Source organism: Actinomadura sp. NEAU-AAG7, assembly GCF_018603865.1.
Classification (GTDB): domain Bacteria; phylum Actinomycetota; class Actinomycetes; order Streptosporangiales; family Streptosporangiaceae; genus Spirillospora; species Spirillospora litoris.
The window spans coordinates 612,415-626,679 of record NZ_JAHFZY010000001.1 but is presented as its reverse complement, the minus strand read 5'-3'; the positions used below and the strand labels follow the sequence as shown (position 1 = coordinate 626,679).

Below are 14,265 nucleotides of genomic sequence, written 5' to 3'. Positions count from 1 at the left end.
GCATGCTCCGTGCGCCTGGTCATCGGCCGAGCAGCTCGTCCAGGTGGCCATGCTCGAACGCTGCGGCGATCTCGTCGGGGGTCATGCCCGCCACGTCGTCCTCGGTGGCCTGCCGGTCGAGCTGGACGGGCGGGCGCCGGCCGAGGAGTTCGGCGAGTTCCCCAGCGTCCAGGGCGGCGGTGATCTGCTGTGGGGTGGCGGTACTCAGCCATGCCCGCGTGCGCTGCTGGACGGGCATCACACGCTCCGCTGGATCTGGGCGGCGGGATCGTCGAGCCAACCCTGACCGATGGGGTGCAATCGGATCTCAGAGCCGCCCACACCGGAGCGCAGCGGTCGGCCGCCGGTGTCGCGCACGGCACGGTGCAGCGCGGCCAGGACCAGGGTGCCGGGCTCGATGTGCTCGACGAACTCGCCATCGACGTACAGGGGCCGGTTGCCGTTGTCGCCCCATCCGACGCGTCCGTGCGCCTCGGTCTGGACGATGCCCTGTCCGCCGTTGCCCTGGGGCACGTCGTGGTCGTGCATGGTGCGGCGCCAGGTGTTCAGGCGTTCGTCGCGTTCGGCGGTGTAGGTGATGAGCGTGGTGACGGCCGTCTCGATGGTGTGCAGCAGCTCGGCGTAGGTGGCGGCGTCCTGGTCGCTGCGGTTGCGCATCTGGTCGGCCAGGTCGCCGAGCGTGCGGAGGCGGGCGGCCTGGCGGGCGCGCTCGACCTTGCGGGCGGTCGCCTCGGCGCGCAGGGCGGCGAAGCGGGCGAGGTCGCGCTGCGCCTCGATCTGGGCGGCGGTGACGTCGGTGTCGCCGTCGCGGACGCGTTCCTCCAGCGCCTCGACGAGCCGGGCGGCCTCCTGCGCCTCCTGGGCGTCGCGGTCGGCTTCGTCGGGCGGGACGGGCTCGATGTGCCGGGCCTCGTCCACGGTCATGGTGCCGGTGTCCGGCATGGTTCCTCCCTGGTCAGGCTGGTCGGGTCGATCAGCCAGGTACGGCCGACCCTGCGGGCCCGGAGCCGCCCGTCACGGCACAGCCGGCGAACGTACTCCGGGCTCGCTCCCATGTCCTCGGCTGCGGTCCGAACCGAGATCTCCACCATGGCGGGCGGCTCGGGTGGGGTTCCGGCAGCGGAACCGGCGCCGGGCTGGTACGGCTCGTCCGGCTGGTCGGCCACGGCGGCGAGGTCGGCCAGGAACGGCGCGATGCCGGGCGGGACGATCCCGCCGTCCACGCGCACCTCCCGCGCCAGGGCCCGCACCAGGACGCGCAGGAGGGGACGCTCCAGCCCGGGAGGCACCGTGACAGGCGGGTGGATCACGGTGCCTCCCGGGGGTCTGTGGAGCCCTGGTCAGGTCTCGGCGGTGGCCTGGTCGCGGTCGGGCAGACCGCGCTCCTCGGTGATCAGAACCCCATCTCGCCGAGCGGTCCGGGGCCCGGCGCGGGGGCGCGGGTCGAGGCGGGGTTCAGGCGGCGCTGCTGCTCCTCGTGGCGGCGGCGGGCCTCCTCCTCGCGCTGACGCAGGGTGGTGAGCGAGGCGACCTCGTGGGGTCGTTGGAGGGCCTTGAACGCCTGCTGGGCGAGCATGGCGTCGCTCGTGGCACCGAACAGGACACCGGTCAGGTAGGCGATCTGGTCGACCCATGCGGCGCCGATGTGCTCGGCCGCCCACGCGTGCACCGGGTCTAGGTGGCCCTCGTCGCGGAGGTGGTCGAGGACGGCGCGGCGGGTGGCCTCGTCGCCGAACCGGTCGGCCTCGGCCAGCATCGCGACCAGCTTCTCGCCGTCCGGCTCGTTGTCGACGGCGGCGCGGGCGGTCCGGTAGGCGGTGACAAGGACGGCCTTGTCCGCCGGGCTCGCACCCTGCGGGGCCTCCGGGCCGGTCGGGACCATCTGCCAGAGCTGCTGCCAGCGTCCGCCGTAGCGGCGGTTGAACGCCTCGCGGAGCCGGTCGAGATCGGCCGTGGCGCCCGTCCACAGGGTGTTGATCCGCTCGGCCATCTGGAGCTGCGTCAGCCCGTACGCGCCGCGCGCGGCGGCCAGTTCGACGGGGTAGCGCTGCTGGATCTCTAGGGCGGCCTGGAAGTCGTCGTCCTCGTGGACGGGCGGGAGCGGCGCCGGAACTCTCGCCATGGGGTCATCCCTTCCGTCGGGCCGCGACCAGAGCCGCGACGTCGTCGGCTCTCCACAGCCCCCGGGCGGCCGGTGCGATGCGCTCGGTGGCGGCCAGGCGGCGGGCGTGCCGGTCGCAGACGCCCAGCGCGGTAGCCATCTCGCCGGTGGTGAGGAGTGCCTTGTCTCGCGGTGAGGATGCGCCAATGTCCGCGAGCGTCCGCGCGGCGTGTCCGCTCGCGGACAGGTGGGCCATGGCGGCAGCCCGCAGGGTGTCGAGCGCGGCGGCGACGTCGGGGCGCACCCGTCCGCCGTCCGCGCGGTGCCGGGCCAGCTCGGCGCGCAGGACACGCCACAGCGGTTCGCACACGCTCCCGGGCAGGAACGCGCCCCCGGCGGTGATGACCGCCGGGGGTGGCTCCGAGCCGTTCGGGACGCCCATCGTCTACCTCGCGCGCGCGTCGCGAGCGACCGAGCGCGGACTCACACGTCGATGCGGCCCGATGGACTGCCACTCGCCGATAGGGGCGGCGAAGACTTCGGGCGCCTTGCCGAAGCGCGTCAGCTTGGAGGCGTAGGCGAGGGCGTCTCGGCGGCGGCTGAAGAAGCGGTGCTTGATGTCGCGGCCGTCTGCTCGCTCCCACCGGACGACGAAGAGCTTGGTCATTCGGGGACGGAGGCGCAGGTCTCCGGAGAGTCCCAGTCCCACCAGTCCCACACCTATAGGTGTGTGGGACTTGGGACTGGGGTTCTGGCCGTCCCATGGGACTGGTTGGGACTGGTTGGGACTCACGGCATGTCCTCGTTTCCGCCGAGGACGTAGAAGGGGCGCTTGTCGGTGCCCGTGTTCTCCAGCATCCCCTTTGTGACCAGCAGGTTTAGCGCCCGGTAGAAGCTCGTCTTCGGGATCTCGGTGACGTCCCGGAGGGTGGCCCCGCTGGCGCCGGTAGTCCCAAACGAGTCCCGCATGGCCTCCAGGATCGCGGTCTCGGAGTTGGACAGCTCCTCGGCGAGTCCCACGCCTGTTTGGGACTCCAGGACGGCGCTCGGTCCCCGCGGGACGAGGCGGAGGAGGAGGGGCGCGTGCTCGGGGGCGTTCTTCTGCTTGGTGTTGTCGAGCCGGATGTGCGGCCCGTCCTTGCTGACCCGGATCATGGTCTCGGCCGCGCCCTCCAGCGCTGTGGAGCCGCGCATGTTGTCCCCGGCGCGGGACTCGTGGTGCACGAGCAGGACGCACGCCCCGGTGGTCGCCCGGATGCGCTCCAGGGCGGCGACGAGCTGCCCCATGTCCTTCGCCGAGTTCTCGTCGGCGCCGACGGTGACGCGCGCCTGGGTGTCGACGACGACGAACACGGGCTGGATCCCGGCGAGCAGGTCGACGAACGCGGCGAGCTGCGCCGGGTTGAGCAGTTGGACCGCGACGGGCAGGAACGAGACGCCTCGCATCTCGACGCTGGTCCACTCCTCCCAGGCCCGGACGCGTTGCCGGACGCCGATGACGCCCTCGGCGACGAGGTAGACCACGGGTCCGGCGACGACGTCGTGGGCCTGCCAGGGCAGGCCGCCGGCGATGCAGCCTGCCCAGTCGAGCGCGACGAAGCTCTTGCCGTGCCCCGGCTTGCCGTGGAGCCACGCGAGGGAGTCGCGGTAGAGCAGCCCGTCGACCAGGGGGACGGGGTCGGGGATCCCGTCCAGGCCCCGGGTGTCGACGAGTGCGGCGCGGAGCCGATCGAGAAGGCTCGGCTCGGGGGCGGTGGGCTCGGGTGACGCTTCGCCTTGCGGCTGCACGGGGGACGTGATGGGTGACGTCCAGCTCGGGATGTTGCATCGGGTGGCGATGTGGCTCAGCACGTGCGCCGGGAGGGCCGCCGCTGCCCGGTCCGCAGTCGGGTCACCGGCCGCCGCCGCGCGCAGCGCCTTCCCGGCGCTCGACTCGTCTCCGCCGAAGTTCAGGTGGGCGAACACGCGGCCCATGGTGAGGTGCTGGCCTCCGCCGGACGGTAGCCCGGCCTCCGTGGAGTGCACGACCATGCTCGGCACGCCGTTGCGCCCGCAGAGGGCCGAGAGTCCTGAGGTGCCGCCGGGGCGGTTCCAGATCTCGCCGCCGCCCTCGCCGCCATAATCCTTGCCGGACGTCCAGCCGTGCGGCTCCAGGATGTCCGCCCACCTGGCGACCTCGGCGAGGGCATCGAACGGGCCTGGCCCGTCATGGTGGCTGTCGTTGTCGCGCCAGAACGCTTCCTGCGCGGCGGAGATCGGCGCGGGCGCGGGAGTCGGTGGGGTCGGTGGGGGCGGTGGCGTAGCGGCCTCGGCCGCCGCGTACAGCTCCGCGAGGGTGTAGGACGGGCCGAGGTCGGGCAGCAGCAGGCACGGCCGGGACAGTCCCGCCTTGCGGTTCACGGTGCCAGGGATACGCAGGACACGAGCAAGGTCGCCAACGTTGCCGTAGTGGTAGCCGAGGCGCTTCGCGCCATGCTCCAGGGCGACCTGCCACCGGCGGGACATCTCCTCTACCTGCGCGAGATCGTCGCCGAGAAGGTGCGGCTCGGCGAGCAGCCACCACGGGTACATGCCGCCGCCGGAGTGGATCCAGCGCGTCGGTTCCGGCAGGCTCGCCGCCTCCACGACCTTGCGGGCGGCCTCCTCGTCCGGGGGAAGCGGCTCGGTGGTCTTGTGCCCCGGTCCCTCTATGTCGATGTCGGCCCACAGCCCCGGGAAGGTCAGGGACATCTCGGCGCTCCCGCGCTGGCCCTGCGGAGGTCGTTCCCGGAGCGTCGTGACCCGGTGATAGATGCCCTGCTTGCCCGCCCGATCAAGATGCGCGACGTGGCGCACGGCATCGTCGATGGTCTCGAACGTGGCGTGGGCGAATCGCTTATCCCGTCGGATATCAGCGGCAGCGATGCCGATGAAGCCAGGAGACCCACCGTGCAGGATCTCCAGCCACTCGCGAGCCATGCCGGCGTCCAGTTCGCTCACGCTCCACTCCGCGCGGAGAGATGAGAACGCGAAACCGAACAAATCGAACAGCCGGCGGGCGCGTAGAGGGACACGTGCGCGACGGGATGGCGGGGTATCGTTGACGTGACGTTGCGCCCGCCCGGCTGCTCGTCTCTGGAAGCCGCCTCGCGCCCGGGGCGGCTTTCCTCGTTTTCAAGCCGCACCCGTGCTCCCTTCCTGACGCTGGCGACGGGGACGCCGGGCGCGCAACTGGAGGGCGCCCGTGCTCGGGGGCGCAGTCCTGAGCCGCCGAGGCATCGGCGCGGCATGGTCCTCTGGGCGGCGCTCGAAGATGCGGACGATCTCCTCTAGGTGCGCGTCGGTGAAGCGATATGCGCCGCTGGGCATGGTGCACGGGATCTCGCCGAGCCGGGCCTTCTCCCGGAGCCATGAGGGCTTGCAGCGGAGGATGACCGCAGCCTCTTCGGGGGTGTGGAGTTGCGGTGTCACGCTGCGGACTCCTCGGTCAGACCCATGCGCTGGAGGAACGCACGGGTGTGGACGCGGACGCAGCGGCCGACTCGGGACGCTGGCCACTCGCCGCGGTGGACGGCGTCATATCCCGTGCGCTTGGCGACTCCCGCGATGGCCGAGGCCCTGGCAACCGAGATGGTCGGCTCACGGTCCGGGTCAGGCACGAGCGCGGAACATGATGATCCGGTCGCGCGATCCTTTTGATCCTGCATGAAGGACAATCATGGCCACGCGCGTCAAGCGCGTCAAGATGTGTTGCGCGCGGGATCATCTTGTTACAGGATGGCTGCATGGCAGAGAAGAAGATCCCTCCCGGCACCGCCGGGCAGCAGGTGATCAGCGCTCTCACGCGCATCCGCGAGGCACAGAAGCTCTCTTACGCCGAATTGGCCAAGAAGCTGGAGGCGATCGGTCGACCGATCCCACCCCTTGGTCTGCGCCGGATCGAGCGCGGTGACCGGCGCGTGGACGCTGAGGATCTACTCGCCCTCGCGCGAGCCCTGGACGTCCCGCCGATCCTCCTCCTCTTTCCCGTGGGGATAGCGGACTCCGTCCAGACGCCGCTCGGCGAGGGCGAGGTGTCCACCTGGGACGCGGCCCGGTGGTTCATGGGAGAAGGGCCGTTCCCGTCAAGCTTGTCAGGAGACGAATGGGCTCAGCGTTATGGTCGCGGCGAGCTGGATCCGTCCACAGGGCTTCACGAGTGGTACGAGGACCCCGAGACGGGATGGCGAGCGGGCGCCACACCGATCCGCCTGATGCGCAGGCACGAGCAGCAGGTGAAGGAGTACTTCGCGATCCCGCGCCTGCTGCGCGGCTCGGCCGAGGACAGCGAGGTCCGTTCCTTCCTGGAGGCGCACTTCAAGGACATGGTGGACGCCATGCAGAGTGCGGTGGAACGACAGATCCTGGCCACCAGGAACGAGATCAGGCGGCTTGGTTTTGCACCGCCGCGCCTACCGGGCGACATGGCGCATCTCGACCCAAAGGGGTAACCGGTGGCCTACACCGAGAAGCGCGGGAACGGCTCCAACGCCTACTACATCGCCCGGTTCAACGACGGGCGCGGGAAATATCCCACGGTCAAGGACGCCAACGGCGCGACGCTCCGCTTCAAGAAGAAGCGGGACGCCGACAAGGCCGGCGAGGACGCCGAGGCCGAGGTCCGAGGCGGGAAGTGGCACGACCCGGCGGCTGGTCGGGAGACGGTGGGCCAGTTCGTCAACCGCGTCTACGCCGGATACGACCTCGCCCGAACGACGATGCGGAACTACCGCACGCGGATCGAGTTGCACATCCTCCCGGCTTTCGAGGACTGGGCCCTGGCCGACATCCGCAGGGAGGACGTCGACGCCTGGGAGAAGGCCAAGCGCGCCGAGGGCTGCGCCGCCTCCAGCATCAAGTCCTACCGCGCCCTGCTGCACACCCTGATGGCCGATGCCGTGGACGCAGGCGTCATCGACTCGAACCCGGTGACGAGGCGGCGCGGCCGGGGGAAGCGGTCCGGCCGGTCGGCAACCCGCGCGGCCGAGAAGGCCATCACCAACCCGTTGGGTGCCCTGCTCATCGCCGAACGGGCGGCGGTTCTGTCGGGCCGCGACGACGAGTTCGTCATGGTCCTCACGAAGTCCTACACCGGCCTGCGCTGGGCGGAGCTGGTGGGCTTGGAGCGGGAGTACTTCCGCCTGTCGACGGTCCGCGTCGAGTGGGAGTACGTCGAGCATGACGACGGGACGTTCGAGCGGAAGGAGCCGAAGGACGACGGTTTCCGGGACGTCGACATTCCGCCGTTCCTGTCGGACCTGCTGTCCGGACACATCACCCGAACGGCGCCGGAGCGCTGCGTGTGCCATGGGCAGGTGACGGTGTTTCGCGGCCGAGGCCGGGACCGTGCAGCGGCCGGGATCGGCGACGTGGCCAAGCACGCGGGGGTGAGCGTCGGGACGGTGAGCAACGTGATGCGGCACCCGGAGCGCGTCGCTGAGAGGACCCGCGCGCGTGTAGAGGAGGCGATGGCCGAGCTTGGGTACGACGGTCCACGCGCTCCTACGTCCGCCCCTGCGCACCACTGGCGCCGGTCAGGGTTCGAGACGTGGATCTTCAAGCCTGCGGTGTCCGGGTGGTTCCCGAAGCACTCGGGATCGCTGCGGCCGGTACCGATAGCAGCGGAGCCGTTCCCCGGCATGCCGGTGCGGGGTCGGAACGCCGCCGGGCGGGCGGACTGGTGCTGGACTCCGATCGAGCCGATGCTGACGCCGCACGGACTGCGGCACAGCCATAAGTCGCTGATGGTCCAACTTCGTACGCCGGAAGTCCTCTCCCATGAGCGGCTCGGTCACCAGCTCGGCGGGATCGGCGGGGTGTACTCGCACGTCACGCCGGAGATGCGGAAGGAGTTGATGGACGATCTGACGGCGTGCTGGGAGGAGTCCCTGGACGCGAGGCTGGAGATGCATCCGCACTCCCCGGTGGCCGTGCTGAACGAGCTGCTGCGGGCGCGGCAACGGCAAAAAGAAGTGGGACGATCTGATGATCGTCCCACAGAATTCCCACAGAGGGAGGTGTCTATCCTTCGGTCTCGCCCTCGAAAGAGGGCCTGACCTGCGTGGGCCTAGGTGGACTTGAACCACCGGCCTCATCCTTATCAGGGATGCGCTCTAACCGACTGAGCTATAGGCCCGTACTGCCGCCGCCCTTGCGGCGCAACGAGAGGTTACCCCATCCGGCGCGGCAACCGGAAATCGATTAGCCGGTGGCGGCGGCGCGCGGATCCACTGGTCAGCATGGCGTCCTCGGGCGTTGTCGGGGCGGCGGTCAGGAGGCCCGCGAGGCGGGCTACTCGGCTTCCTTGAGGGTGACCTCCACGCCGCCCACGAGATCGGCGGCGAGGTTGTAGATGACGGAGCCGACCGTCGAGAGGGCGGTGATGAGCAGGACGTTCAGCGCCCCGACGAGGACCGTGTAGCCGAAGACGCGGAAGAAGGAGAACCAGCTCCCGGCGTCGACGCCGCCGGTGGTCTCGCCCTGCTGCTTGGTGAGGCTGTTGATCGTGTCGCTGATGGCGTCGAACACGCCGAGCCCGGCGAGGATCGTGTACAGGACGGTGACGGCGACCAGCAGGACGACGAAGCAGACCACCGACATCACGAAGCTGAACTTCATCACCGACCACGGTTCGAGCCGGGCCAGCTGGAGCTGAGCCTTGCGCGCCGGTTTGGCGTTCACCGCGGGCTTGGTGGAGGACGGGGCCACCGCCGGGGCGGCGGGCGCGGGCCGGTCCTTCAGGACGGTCCCGGCGAAGCCGCCCGAGGACTTCGGAGAGCTGGACGTGCCCCCGGAGCCCGACGAGTTGGACGACGGCGTGTCGCGGCGTCCGAAGGGCTTCCTCGGCCGAGTCCCCGACCCCGGGGACTCGGCCGGCTTCGACCACCCCGAGGAGCTCTTGGAACCCGAGGACGGGGAGGACGACCGCGCCGGGTCGCTCGGCTTGTCCGAGGAGGACGACGTGGCCGGGCGGTCGTCGGACGAGGGAGGCTCGGTGGTGTCCTTGATCGGAGCGATCTCCGGCGTGTCGCCCTCGGACGCCTCCGACTTCTCGGACTCGTCCTCGATGTGGGCGAGGTCGGCCCTGGTCTCGTCCGCGGACGTGATCTCGACGGTCGCCTCGTCCCGGCCGGGCTTGGCGGAGGCGGCGGCGACGGTCTTGCCTGACTTGCCGCCGGGGCGCTTGGCGGGGGCCTCGCCACCCGCGTCCGCGCCGGATCCGCCCTTGCTCTTGCCGGGCTCCGTGCTCACGTGTCCTCCTGGCCTAGCGGCTCGGTGACGAGGCCGGGCGCATCACTCACCGTCGCCCCCCTCGCCGTCGGCGTCCTCTGCGTCCACCATGGACTCTACGTTCCTCGCGATGGCGACCACGCTGTCCCCGTCGGCGAGGTTCATCAGGCGAACGCCCATGGTCTGCCTGCCGGACTGCTTGATCTCCGCCGCGGTGGTGCGGATCACGCCCCCGTTGGACGTCATCGCGAACACCTCGTCGTCGTGACCGACCATCAGTGCCCCGACCAGCCTGCCGCGCGTTTGAACGATCTTAGCGGTGAGAACGCCCTTGCCCCCACGACCCTGGCGAGGGTACTGGTCCGCCGGCGTGCGCTTGGCGTACCCGCCCTCGGTCGCGATCAGGACATCCTGGGACGAGTCCTGCACAACAAGCATGTTGAGGACTTCCTGGTCCTCCTCGAACCGCATGCCGATGACGCCGGACGTCGCGCGGCCCATCGGGCGGAGCGAGTCGTCGTCGGCGCGGAACCGGATCGCCTGCGCGCCGGTGGAGACCATCAGCAGGTCGTCCTCGGAGGAGACCAGCCGCGCCGCGATGACCTCGTCGTCGTCGACCAGGTTGATCGCGATGATCCCACCGGTGCGCGGCGAGTCGAAGTCGCCCAGCGCGGTCTTCTTGACGCGGCCGCGCTTGGTGGCGAGCACGAGGTAGGGCGCGACCTGGTAGTCGCGCAGGTCCATGACCTGGGCGATGTGCTCGTCCGGCTGGAAGGCCAGCAGGTTCGCGACGTGCTGGCCGCGCGAGTCGCGTCCGGCGTCGGGCAGCTCGTAGGCCTTGGCGCGGTAGACGCGGCCCTTGTTGGTGAAGAACAGGATCCAGTGGTGCGTCGTCGTGACGAAGAACTGGTCGACGATGTCGTCCTGCTTGAGCTGCGCGCCGCGGATGCCCTTGCCGCCGCGCCGCTGCGCCCGGTACAGGTCGGTCTTGGTGCGCTTGGCGTAGCCGCCGCGGGTGATCGTGACGACGACGTCCTCTTCGGCGATGAGGTCCTCGTAGGACACGTCCCCGTCGAAGGGAATGATCTCGGTGCGCCGCTCGTCGCCGTACTTCTCGACGATGGGCGCGAGCTCCTCGCCGACGATCCGGCGCTGCCGCTCGGGCGAGGCGAGGATGTCGTTGTAGTCGGCGATCTCCGCCATCAGCTTGTCGTACTCGTCCATGATCTGCTGGCGCTCAAGGGCGGCGAGCTTGCGCAGCTGCATGTCGAGGATGGCCTGCGCCTGGATCTCGTCGATCTCCAGCAGGCCGATCAGGCCCCGCTGCGCCTCCTGAGCGGACGGCGAGCGGCGGATCAGCGCGATGACCTCGTCGATGCGGTCCAGCGCCTTGAGGAGGGCGCGCAGGATGTGGGCGCGCTCCTCGGCCTTGCGGAGCAGGAACCGGGTGCGGCGGACGATCACCTCGATCTGGTGCGCGACCCAGTACCGGACGAACTGGTCGATGCGCAGCGTGCGCGGCACCCCGTCCACCAGCGCGAGCATGTTCGCGCCGAACGTCTCCTGGAGCTGGGTGTGCTTGTACAGGTTGTTCAGGACGACCTTGGCGACCGCGTCCCGCTTGAGGACGATGACCAGGCGCTGCCCGGTGCGCCCGGACGTCTCGTCGCGGACGTCGGCGACGCCGTCGAGCTTGCCGTCCTTGACCAGCTCGGCGATCTTGAGCGCGAGGTTGTCGGGGTTGACCTGGTAGGGAAGCTCGGTGACGACGAGGCAGGTGCGGCCCTGGATCTCCTCGACCTCGACCACGGCCCGCATCGTGATCGAGCCGCGGCCCGTCCGGTACGCCTCCTCGATGCCCTTGCGGCCGACGATGAGGCCGGCGGTCGGGAAGTCGGGGCCCTTGACCCGCTCGATCAGCGCTTCGAGCAGTTCCTCGTCGGAGGCGCCGTAGTTCGCCAGGAACCACTGGACGCCCTCGGCGACCTCGCGCAGGTTGTGCGGCGGGATGTTGGTGGCCATGCCGACGGCGATGCCGGCCGAGCCGTTCACCAGCAGGTTGGGGTACCGCGACGGCATGACGTCGGGCTCTTGCGAGCGGCCGTCGTAGTTGGGGGAGAAGTCGACGGTCTCCTTGTCGATGTCGCGCAGCAGCTCCATCGCGAGGGGCGCCATGCGGCACTCGGTGTACCGCATGGCCGCCGCCGGGTCGTTGCCGCGCGAACCGAAGTTCCCGTTGCCGTCCACCAGCGGGTAGCGCATCGACCACGGCTGCGCCAGGCGGACCAGGGCGTCGTAGATGGCGGAGTCGCCGTGCGGGTGGTAGTTGCCCATGACGTCGCCGACGACGCGCGCGCACTTGAAGTAGCCGCGGTCGGGCCGGTAGCCGCCGTCGTACATCGCGTACAGGACGCGGCGGTGGACCGGCTTCAGCCCGTCCCGCACCTCGGGCAGGGCCCGCGCGACGATGACCGACATCGCGTAGTCGAGATAGCTCTTCTGCATCTCGACCTGGATGTCGACCGGTTCGATCCGCTCGCCTGGGTGTCCACCCTCTGTGGTCACGTCCGTCACTCTCAAGACCTCTTCTGCTTGGTGGGATGGAAGTACGTCGCCGCGCGGCGGCCCGGACGCCGCTCACGGTCTCGGGCCCCTCGGCCGATGGCCGGCGGTAGGCGGGTAACGGGAGCCGTGCCGGCCGGACGGATCGCGCCGGCCCGCTCGGGCCGGGGCCGCGCCGGGACCGGTCGCGCCGGGTGGCCGCCGGAGCCGCCGGGTCGTCGCCTCACCTGATCGGGGCGCCGCCTGGGCCGGCTCCTGGGCCGCGTACCTCAGATGTCGAGGAAGCGCACGTCCTTGGCGTTGCGCTGGATGAACTCCCTCCGGGGCTCGACCTCCTCGCCCATGAGCACACTGAACAGTTCGTCCGCCTGGGCGGCGTCGTCGAGCTGCACCTGGAGCAGGACCCGGTTGTCGGGGTCCATCGTGGTGTCCCACAGCTCGTTGGCGTTCATCTCGCCGAGGCCCTTGAAGCGCTGGACGAGGTCGCGGGGACGGGGGTCGCGCTTGCCCGCGGCGACACCGGCCTCGATGATCGCGTCCCGCTCCGAGTCGGAGTAGGCGTAGTCGGCGTCCGAGCCCCGGGCATCCCACTTGATCTTGTAGAGCGGCGGCTGGGACAGGTACACGTGGCCGGCCTCGATCAGCGGCTTCATGAACCTGAACAGCAGGGTCAGCAGCAGCGTGTTGATGTGGTGGCCGTCGACGTCCGCGTCCGACATCAGGATGATCTTGTGGTAGCGCAGGCGGGAGATGTCGAACTCGTCGTGCACGCCGGTGCCGAGGGCGGTGATGATCGCCTGCACCTCGTTGTTCTTCAGGATCTTGTCGATCCTGGCCTTCTCCACGTTCAGGATCTTGCCGCGGATCGGCAGGATCGCCTGGAAGTGCGGGTTGCGGCCGCCCTTGGCCGAGCCGCCCGCCGAGTCGCCCTCGACGATGTACAGCTCCGACCGCGACGGGTCGGTGGACTGGCAGTCCGACAGCTTGCCGGGCAGCGACGTCGACTCCAGCAGGCTCTTGCGCCGGGTCAGGTCGCGCGCCTGCCGCGCCGCCACCCGCGCCCGCGCCGCCTGGGACGCCTTGTTGATGATCTCCTTGGCCTCGCCCGGGTTCTCCTCGAACCAGTCGCGCAGGTGCTCGTTGCACGCCTTCTGCACGAACGACTTGGCCTCGGTGTTGCCCAGCTTGGTCTTGGTCTGGCCCTCGAACTGCGGGTCGGCCAGCTTGATGGAGATGATCGCGGTGAGGCCCTCGCGGACGTCCTCGCCGGTGAGGTTGTCGTCCTTGTCGCGCAGCAGCCCCTTGTCGCGGGCGTACCGGTTGACGATCGTGGTCAGCGCCGCGCGGAACCCCTCCTCGTGGGTACCGCCCTCGGCCGTGTTGATCGTGTTCGCGAACGTGTGGACGGACTCGGCGTAGGACGAGTTCCACTGCATCGCGATCTCCACCGACATGCCCTCGGTGTCGTCGCTGAAGTAGACCACCGACTCGTGGGCGGCGTCCTTGCGCGCGTTGATGTAGCGGACGAAGTCCTCGATGCCGCCCTCGTAGTGGTACTTGACCACATGAGGGGCACCCTCGCCCTCACCGTCGCTGTGCTCGGGGCGCTCGTCCTCCAGCGTGATGCTCAGCCCGCGGTTCAGGAACGCCATCTCCTGCATGCGGCGGGAGAGCGTCTCGAAGTTCCACTCGGTGGTCTCGAAGATCTCCGGGTCGGGCCAGAAGGTGATGCGGGTACCGGTCTCGCTGGTCTCCTCACCCTTGCGCAGCTCCGTCTCGGGCCCCTGCCAGGTATAGGACTGGCGCCACACGTGGCCGTCGACCTTGACCTCGGCCTCAAGCCGGCTGGACAGCGCGTTCACGACCGCCGACCCGACACCGTGCAGGCCGCCGGAGACGGCGTAGGACTTGCCGTCGAACTTGCCGCCCGCGTGCAGCGTCGTCAGCACCAACTCGATGGCCGGGCGTTTCTCCACCGGATGCTCGCCGACCGGGATGCCGCGCCCGTTGTCGAGCACGCTGACACCGCCGTCCGCCATCAGTGTCACCACGATGTCGTCGGCGTAGCCGGCCAGGGCCTCGTCCACCGCGTTGTCCACGATCTCGTAGACAAGGTGGTGCAGACCACGCTCACCGGTCGACCCGATGTACATGCCCGGGCGTTTGCGAACCGCCTCAAGGCCCTCAAGGACAGTGATCGAACTAGCGTCGTACGCCAAAGGAGATCCTCCTGCCGGGGATGTCGGCCGCCCCCACGCCCGGGAGGGAGCGCGGTGTGCCCCGTAACACACATGGGGCGCCCTTGTGCTCTGTACGTGTCGGTAGAGCCCTGGGCGACCCATGGCGGCGCAGCA

At 70.0% G+C, this 14,265-nt stretch carries 13 protein-coding genes and 1 tRNA gene; 3 read left to right on the top strand and 11 right to left on the bottom strand.

Translation table 11 applies throughout. The features are described from left to right. Window positions 1-19 precede the first annotated feature (19 nt). From KLI87_RS02845 to KLI87_RS02815, 7 genes are all read right to left on the bottom strand, one after another. The gene (locus KLI87_RS02845; RefSeq protein WP_214615710.1) at window positions 20-238 is read right to left on the bottom strand and encodes a hypothetical protein; all 219 of its coding nucleotides are present in this window, start codon (window positions 236-238) and stop codon (window positions 20-22) included. Next, on the bottom strand, window positions 238-942 hold the full coding sequence (locus KLI87_RS02840; protein ID WP_214615709.1) for a hypothetical protein: 705 nt from the start codon (window positions 940-942) through the stop codon (window positions 238-240). Before KLI87_RS02840 ends, KLI87_RS02845 begins: the two co-directional genes overlap by 1 nt. Further along, the gene (locus tag KLI87_RS41405; protein WP_214615708.1) at window positions 921-1,310 is read right to left on the bottom strand and encodes an excisionase family DNA-binding protein; all 390 of its coding nucleotides are present in this window, start codon (window positions 1,308-1,310) and stop codon (window positions 921-923) included. The genes KLI87_RS02840 and KLI87_RS41405 overlap by 22 nt, the downstream gene beginning before the upstream one ends. Window positions 1,311-1,393: 83 nt before the next feature. After that, window positions 1,394-2,122, bottom strand: coding sequence for a hypothetical protein (locus KLI87_RS02830; protein ID WP_214615707.1), 729 nt, complete (start codon window positions 2,120-2,122; stop codon window positions 1,394-1,396). A 4-nt stretch (window positions 2,123-2,126) separates the two neighbouring features. Further along, window positions 2,127-2,543, bottom strand: coding sequence for a hypothetical protein (locus KLI87_RS02825; protein ID WP_214615706.1), 417 nt, complete (start codon window positions 2,541-2,543; stop codon window positions 2,127-2,129). A gap of 3 nt (window positions 2,544-2,546) precedes the next feature. Beyond that, window positions 2,547-2,768 (bottom strand): hypothetical protein, encoded by a 222-nt coding sequence (locus tag KLI87_RS02820; protein ID WP_214615705.1) that lies wholly within the window; start codon window positions 2,766-2,768, stop codon window positions 2,547-2,549. A gap of 122 nt (window positions 2,769-2,890) precedes the next feature. Beyond that, a complete protein-coding gene (locus KLI87_RS02815) occupies window positions 2,891-4,831 on the bottom strand; it encodes an AAA family ATPase (protein ID WP_214615704.1) in 1,941 nt (646 codons plus the stop codon). Between the two features lie 54 nt (window positions 4,832-4,885). On the opposite strand from KLI87_RS02815, the gene KLI87_RS02810 reads away from it, so the two are divergent. The 3 genes from KLI87_RS02810 to KLI87_RS41805 all read left to right on the top strand — a co-directional run bounded on the left by KLI87_RS02810 (window position 4,886) and on the right by KLI87_RS41805 (window position 8,175). Then, entirely contained in the window at window positions 4,886-5,104 is a 219-nt protein-coding gene (locus tag KLI87_RS02810) for a hypothetical protein (RefSeq protein WP_214615703.1), read from the top strand. A gap of 761 nt (window positions 5,105-5,865) precedes the next feature. After that, complete coding sequence (locus KLI87_RS02805; protein ID WP_214615702.1) at window positions 5,866-6,570, top strand: helix-turn-helix transcriptional regulator; 705 nt, start codon at window positions 5,866-5,868, stop codon at window positions 6,568-6,570. Window positions 6,571-6,573: 3 nt separating this feature from the next. After that, window positions 6,574-8,175, top strand: a complete 1,602-nt coding sequence (locus KLI87_RS41805) for a LacI family DNA-binding transcriptional regulator (RefSeq protein ID WP_214615701.1) — start codon at window positions 6,574-6,576, stop codon at window positions 8,173-8,175. 6 nt (window positions 8,176-8,181) lie between these two features. On the opposite strand, the gene KLI87_RS02795 is transcribed toward KLI87_RS41805, so the two are convergent. From KLI87_RS02795 to gyrB, 4 genes are all read right to left on the bottom strand, one after another. Continuing rightward, window positions 8,182-8,255, bottom strand: a tRNA-Ile gene (locus tag KLI87_RS02795). Window positions 8,256-8,410: 155 nt separating this feature from the next. Next, on the bottom strand, window positions 8,411-9,370 hold the full coding sequence (locus tag KLI87_RS41400; protein WP_308165824.1) for a DUF3566 domain-containing protein: 960 nt from the start codon (window positions 9,368-9,370) through the stop codon (window positions 8,411-8,413). Between the two features lie 42 nt (window positions 9,371-9,412). After that, window positions 9,413-11,923 (bottom strand): DNA gyrase subunit A, encoded by a 2,511-nt coding sequence (gene gyrA / locus KLI87_RS02785; RefSeq protein WP_214615700.1) that lies wholly within the window; start codon window positions 11,921-11,923, stop codon window positions 9,413-9,415. Between the two features lie 257 nt (window positions 11,924-12,180). After that, the gene (gyrB, locus tag KLI87_RS02780) at window positions 12,181-14,130 is read right to left on the bottom strand and encodes a DNA topoisomerase (ATP-hydrolyzing) subunit B (RefSeq protein WP_156217094.1); all 1,950 of its coding nucleotides are present in this window, start codon (window positions 14,128-14,130) and stop codon (window positions 12,181-12,183) included. Window positions 14,131-14,265: the final 135 nt, after the last annotated feature.

Coding starts and splice junctions, on each gene's coding strand:
- KLI87_RS02805 (WP_214615702.1), top strand. CDS start 5,866: ATGGCAGAGAAGAAGATCCCTCCCGGCACCGCCGGGCAGCAGGTGATC.
- KLI87_RS02815 (WP_214615704.1), bottom strand. CDS start 4,831: ATGTCCCTGACCTTCCCGGGGCTGTGGGCCGACATCGACATAGAGGGA.
- KLI87_RS02825 (WP_214615706.1), bottom strand. CDS start 2,543: ATGGGCGTCCCGAACGGCTCGGAGCCACCCCCGGCGGTCATCACCGCC.
- KLI87_RS02840 (WP_214615709.1), bottom strand. CDS start 942: ATGCCGGACACCGGCACCATGACCGTGGACGAGGCCCGGCACATCGAG.
- KLI87_RS02845 (WP_214615710.1), bottom strand. CDS start 238: ATGCCCGTCCAGCAGCGCACGCGGGCATGGCTGAGTACCGCCACCCCA.
- KLI87_RS02820 (WP_214615705.1), bottom strand. CDS start 2,768: ATGACCAAGCTCTTCGTCGTCCGGTGGGAGCGAGCAGACGGCCGCGAC.
- KLI87_RS02830 (WP_214615707.1), bottom strand. CDS start 2,122: ATGGCGAGAGTTCCGGCGCCGCTCCCGCCCGTCCACGAGGACGACGAC.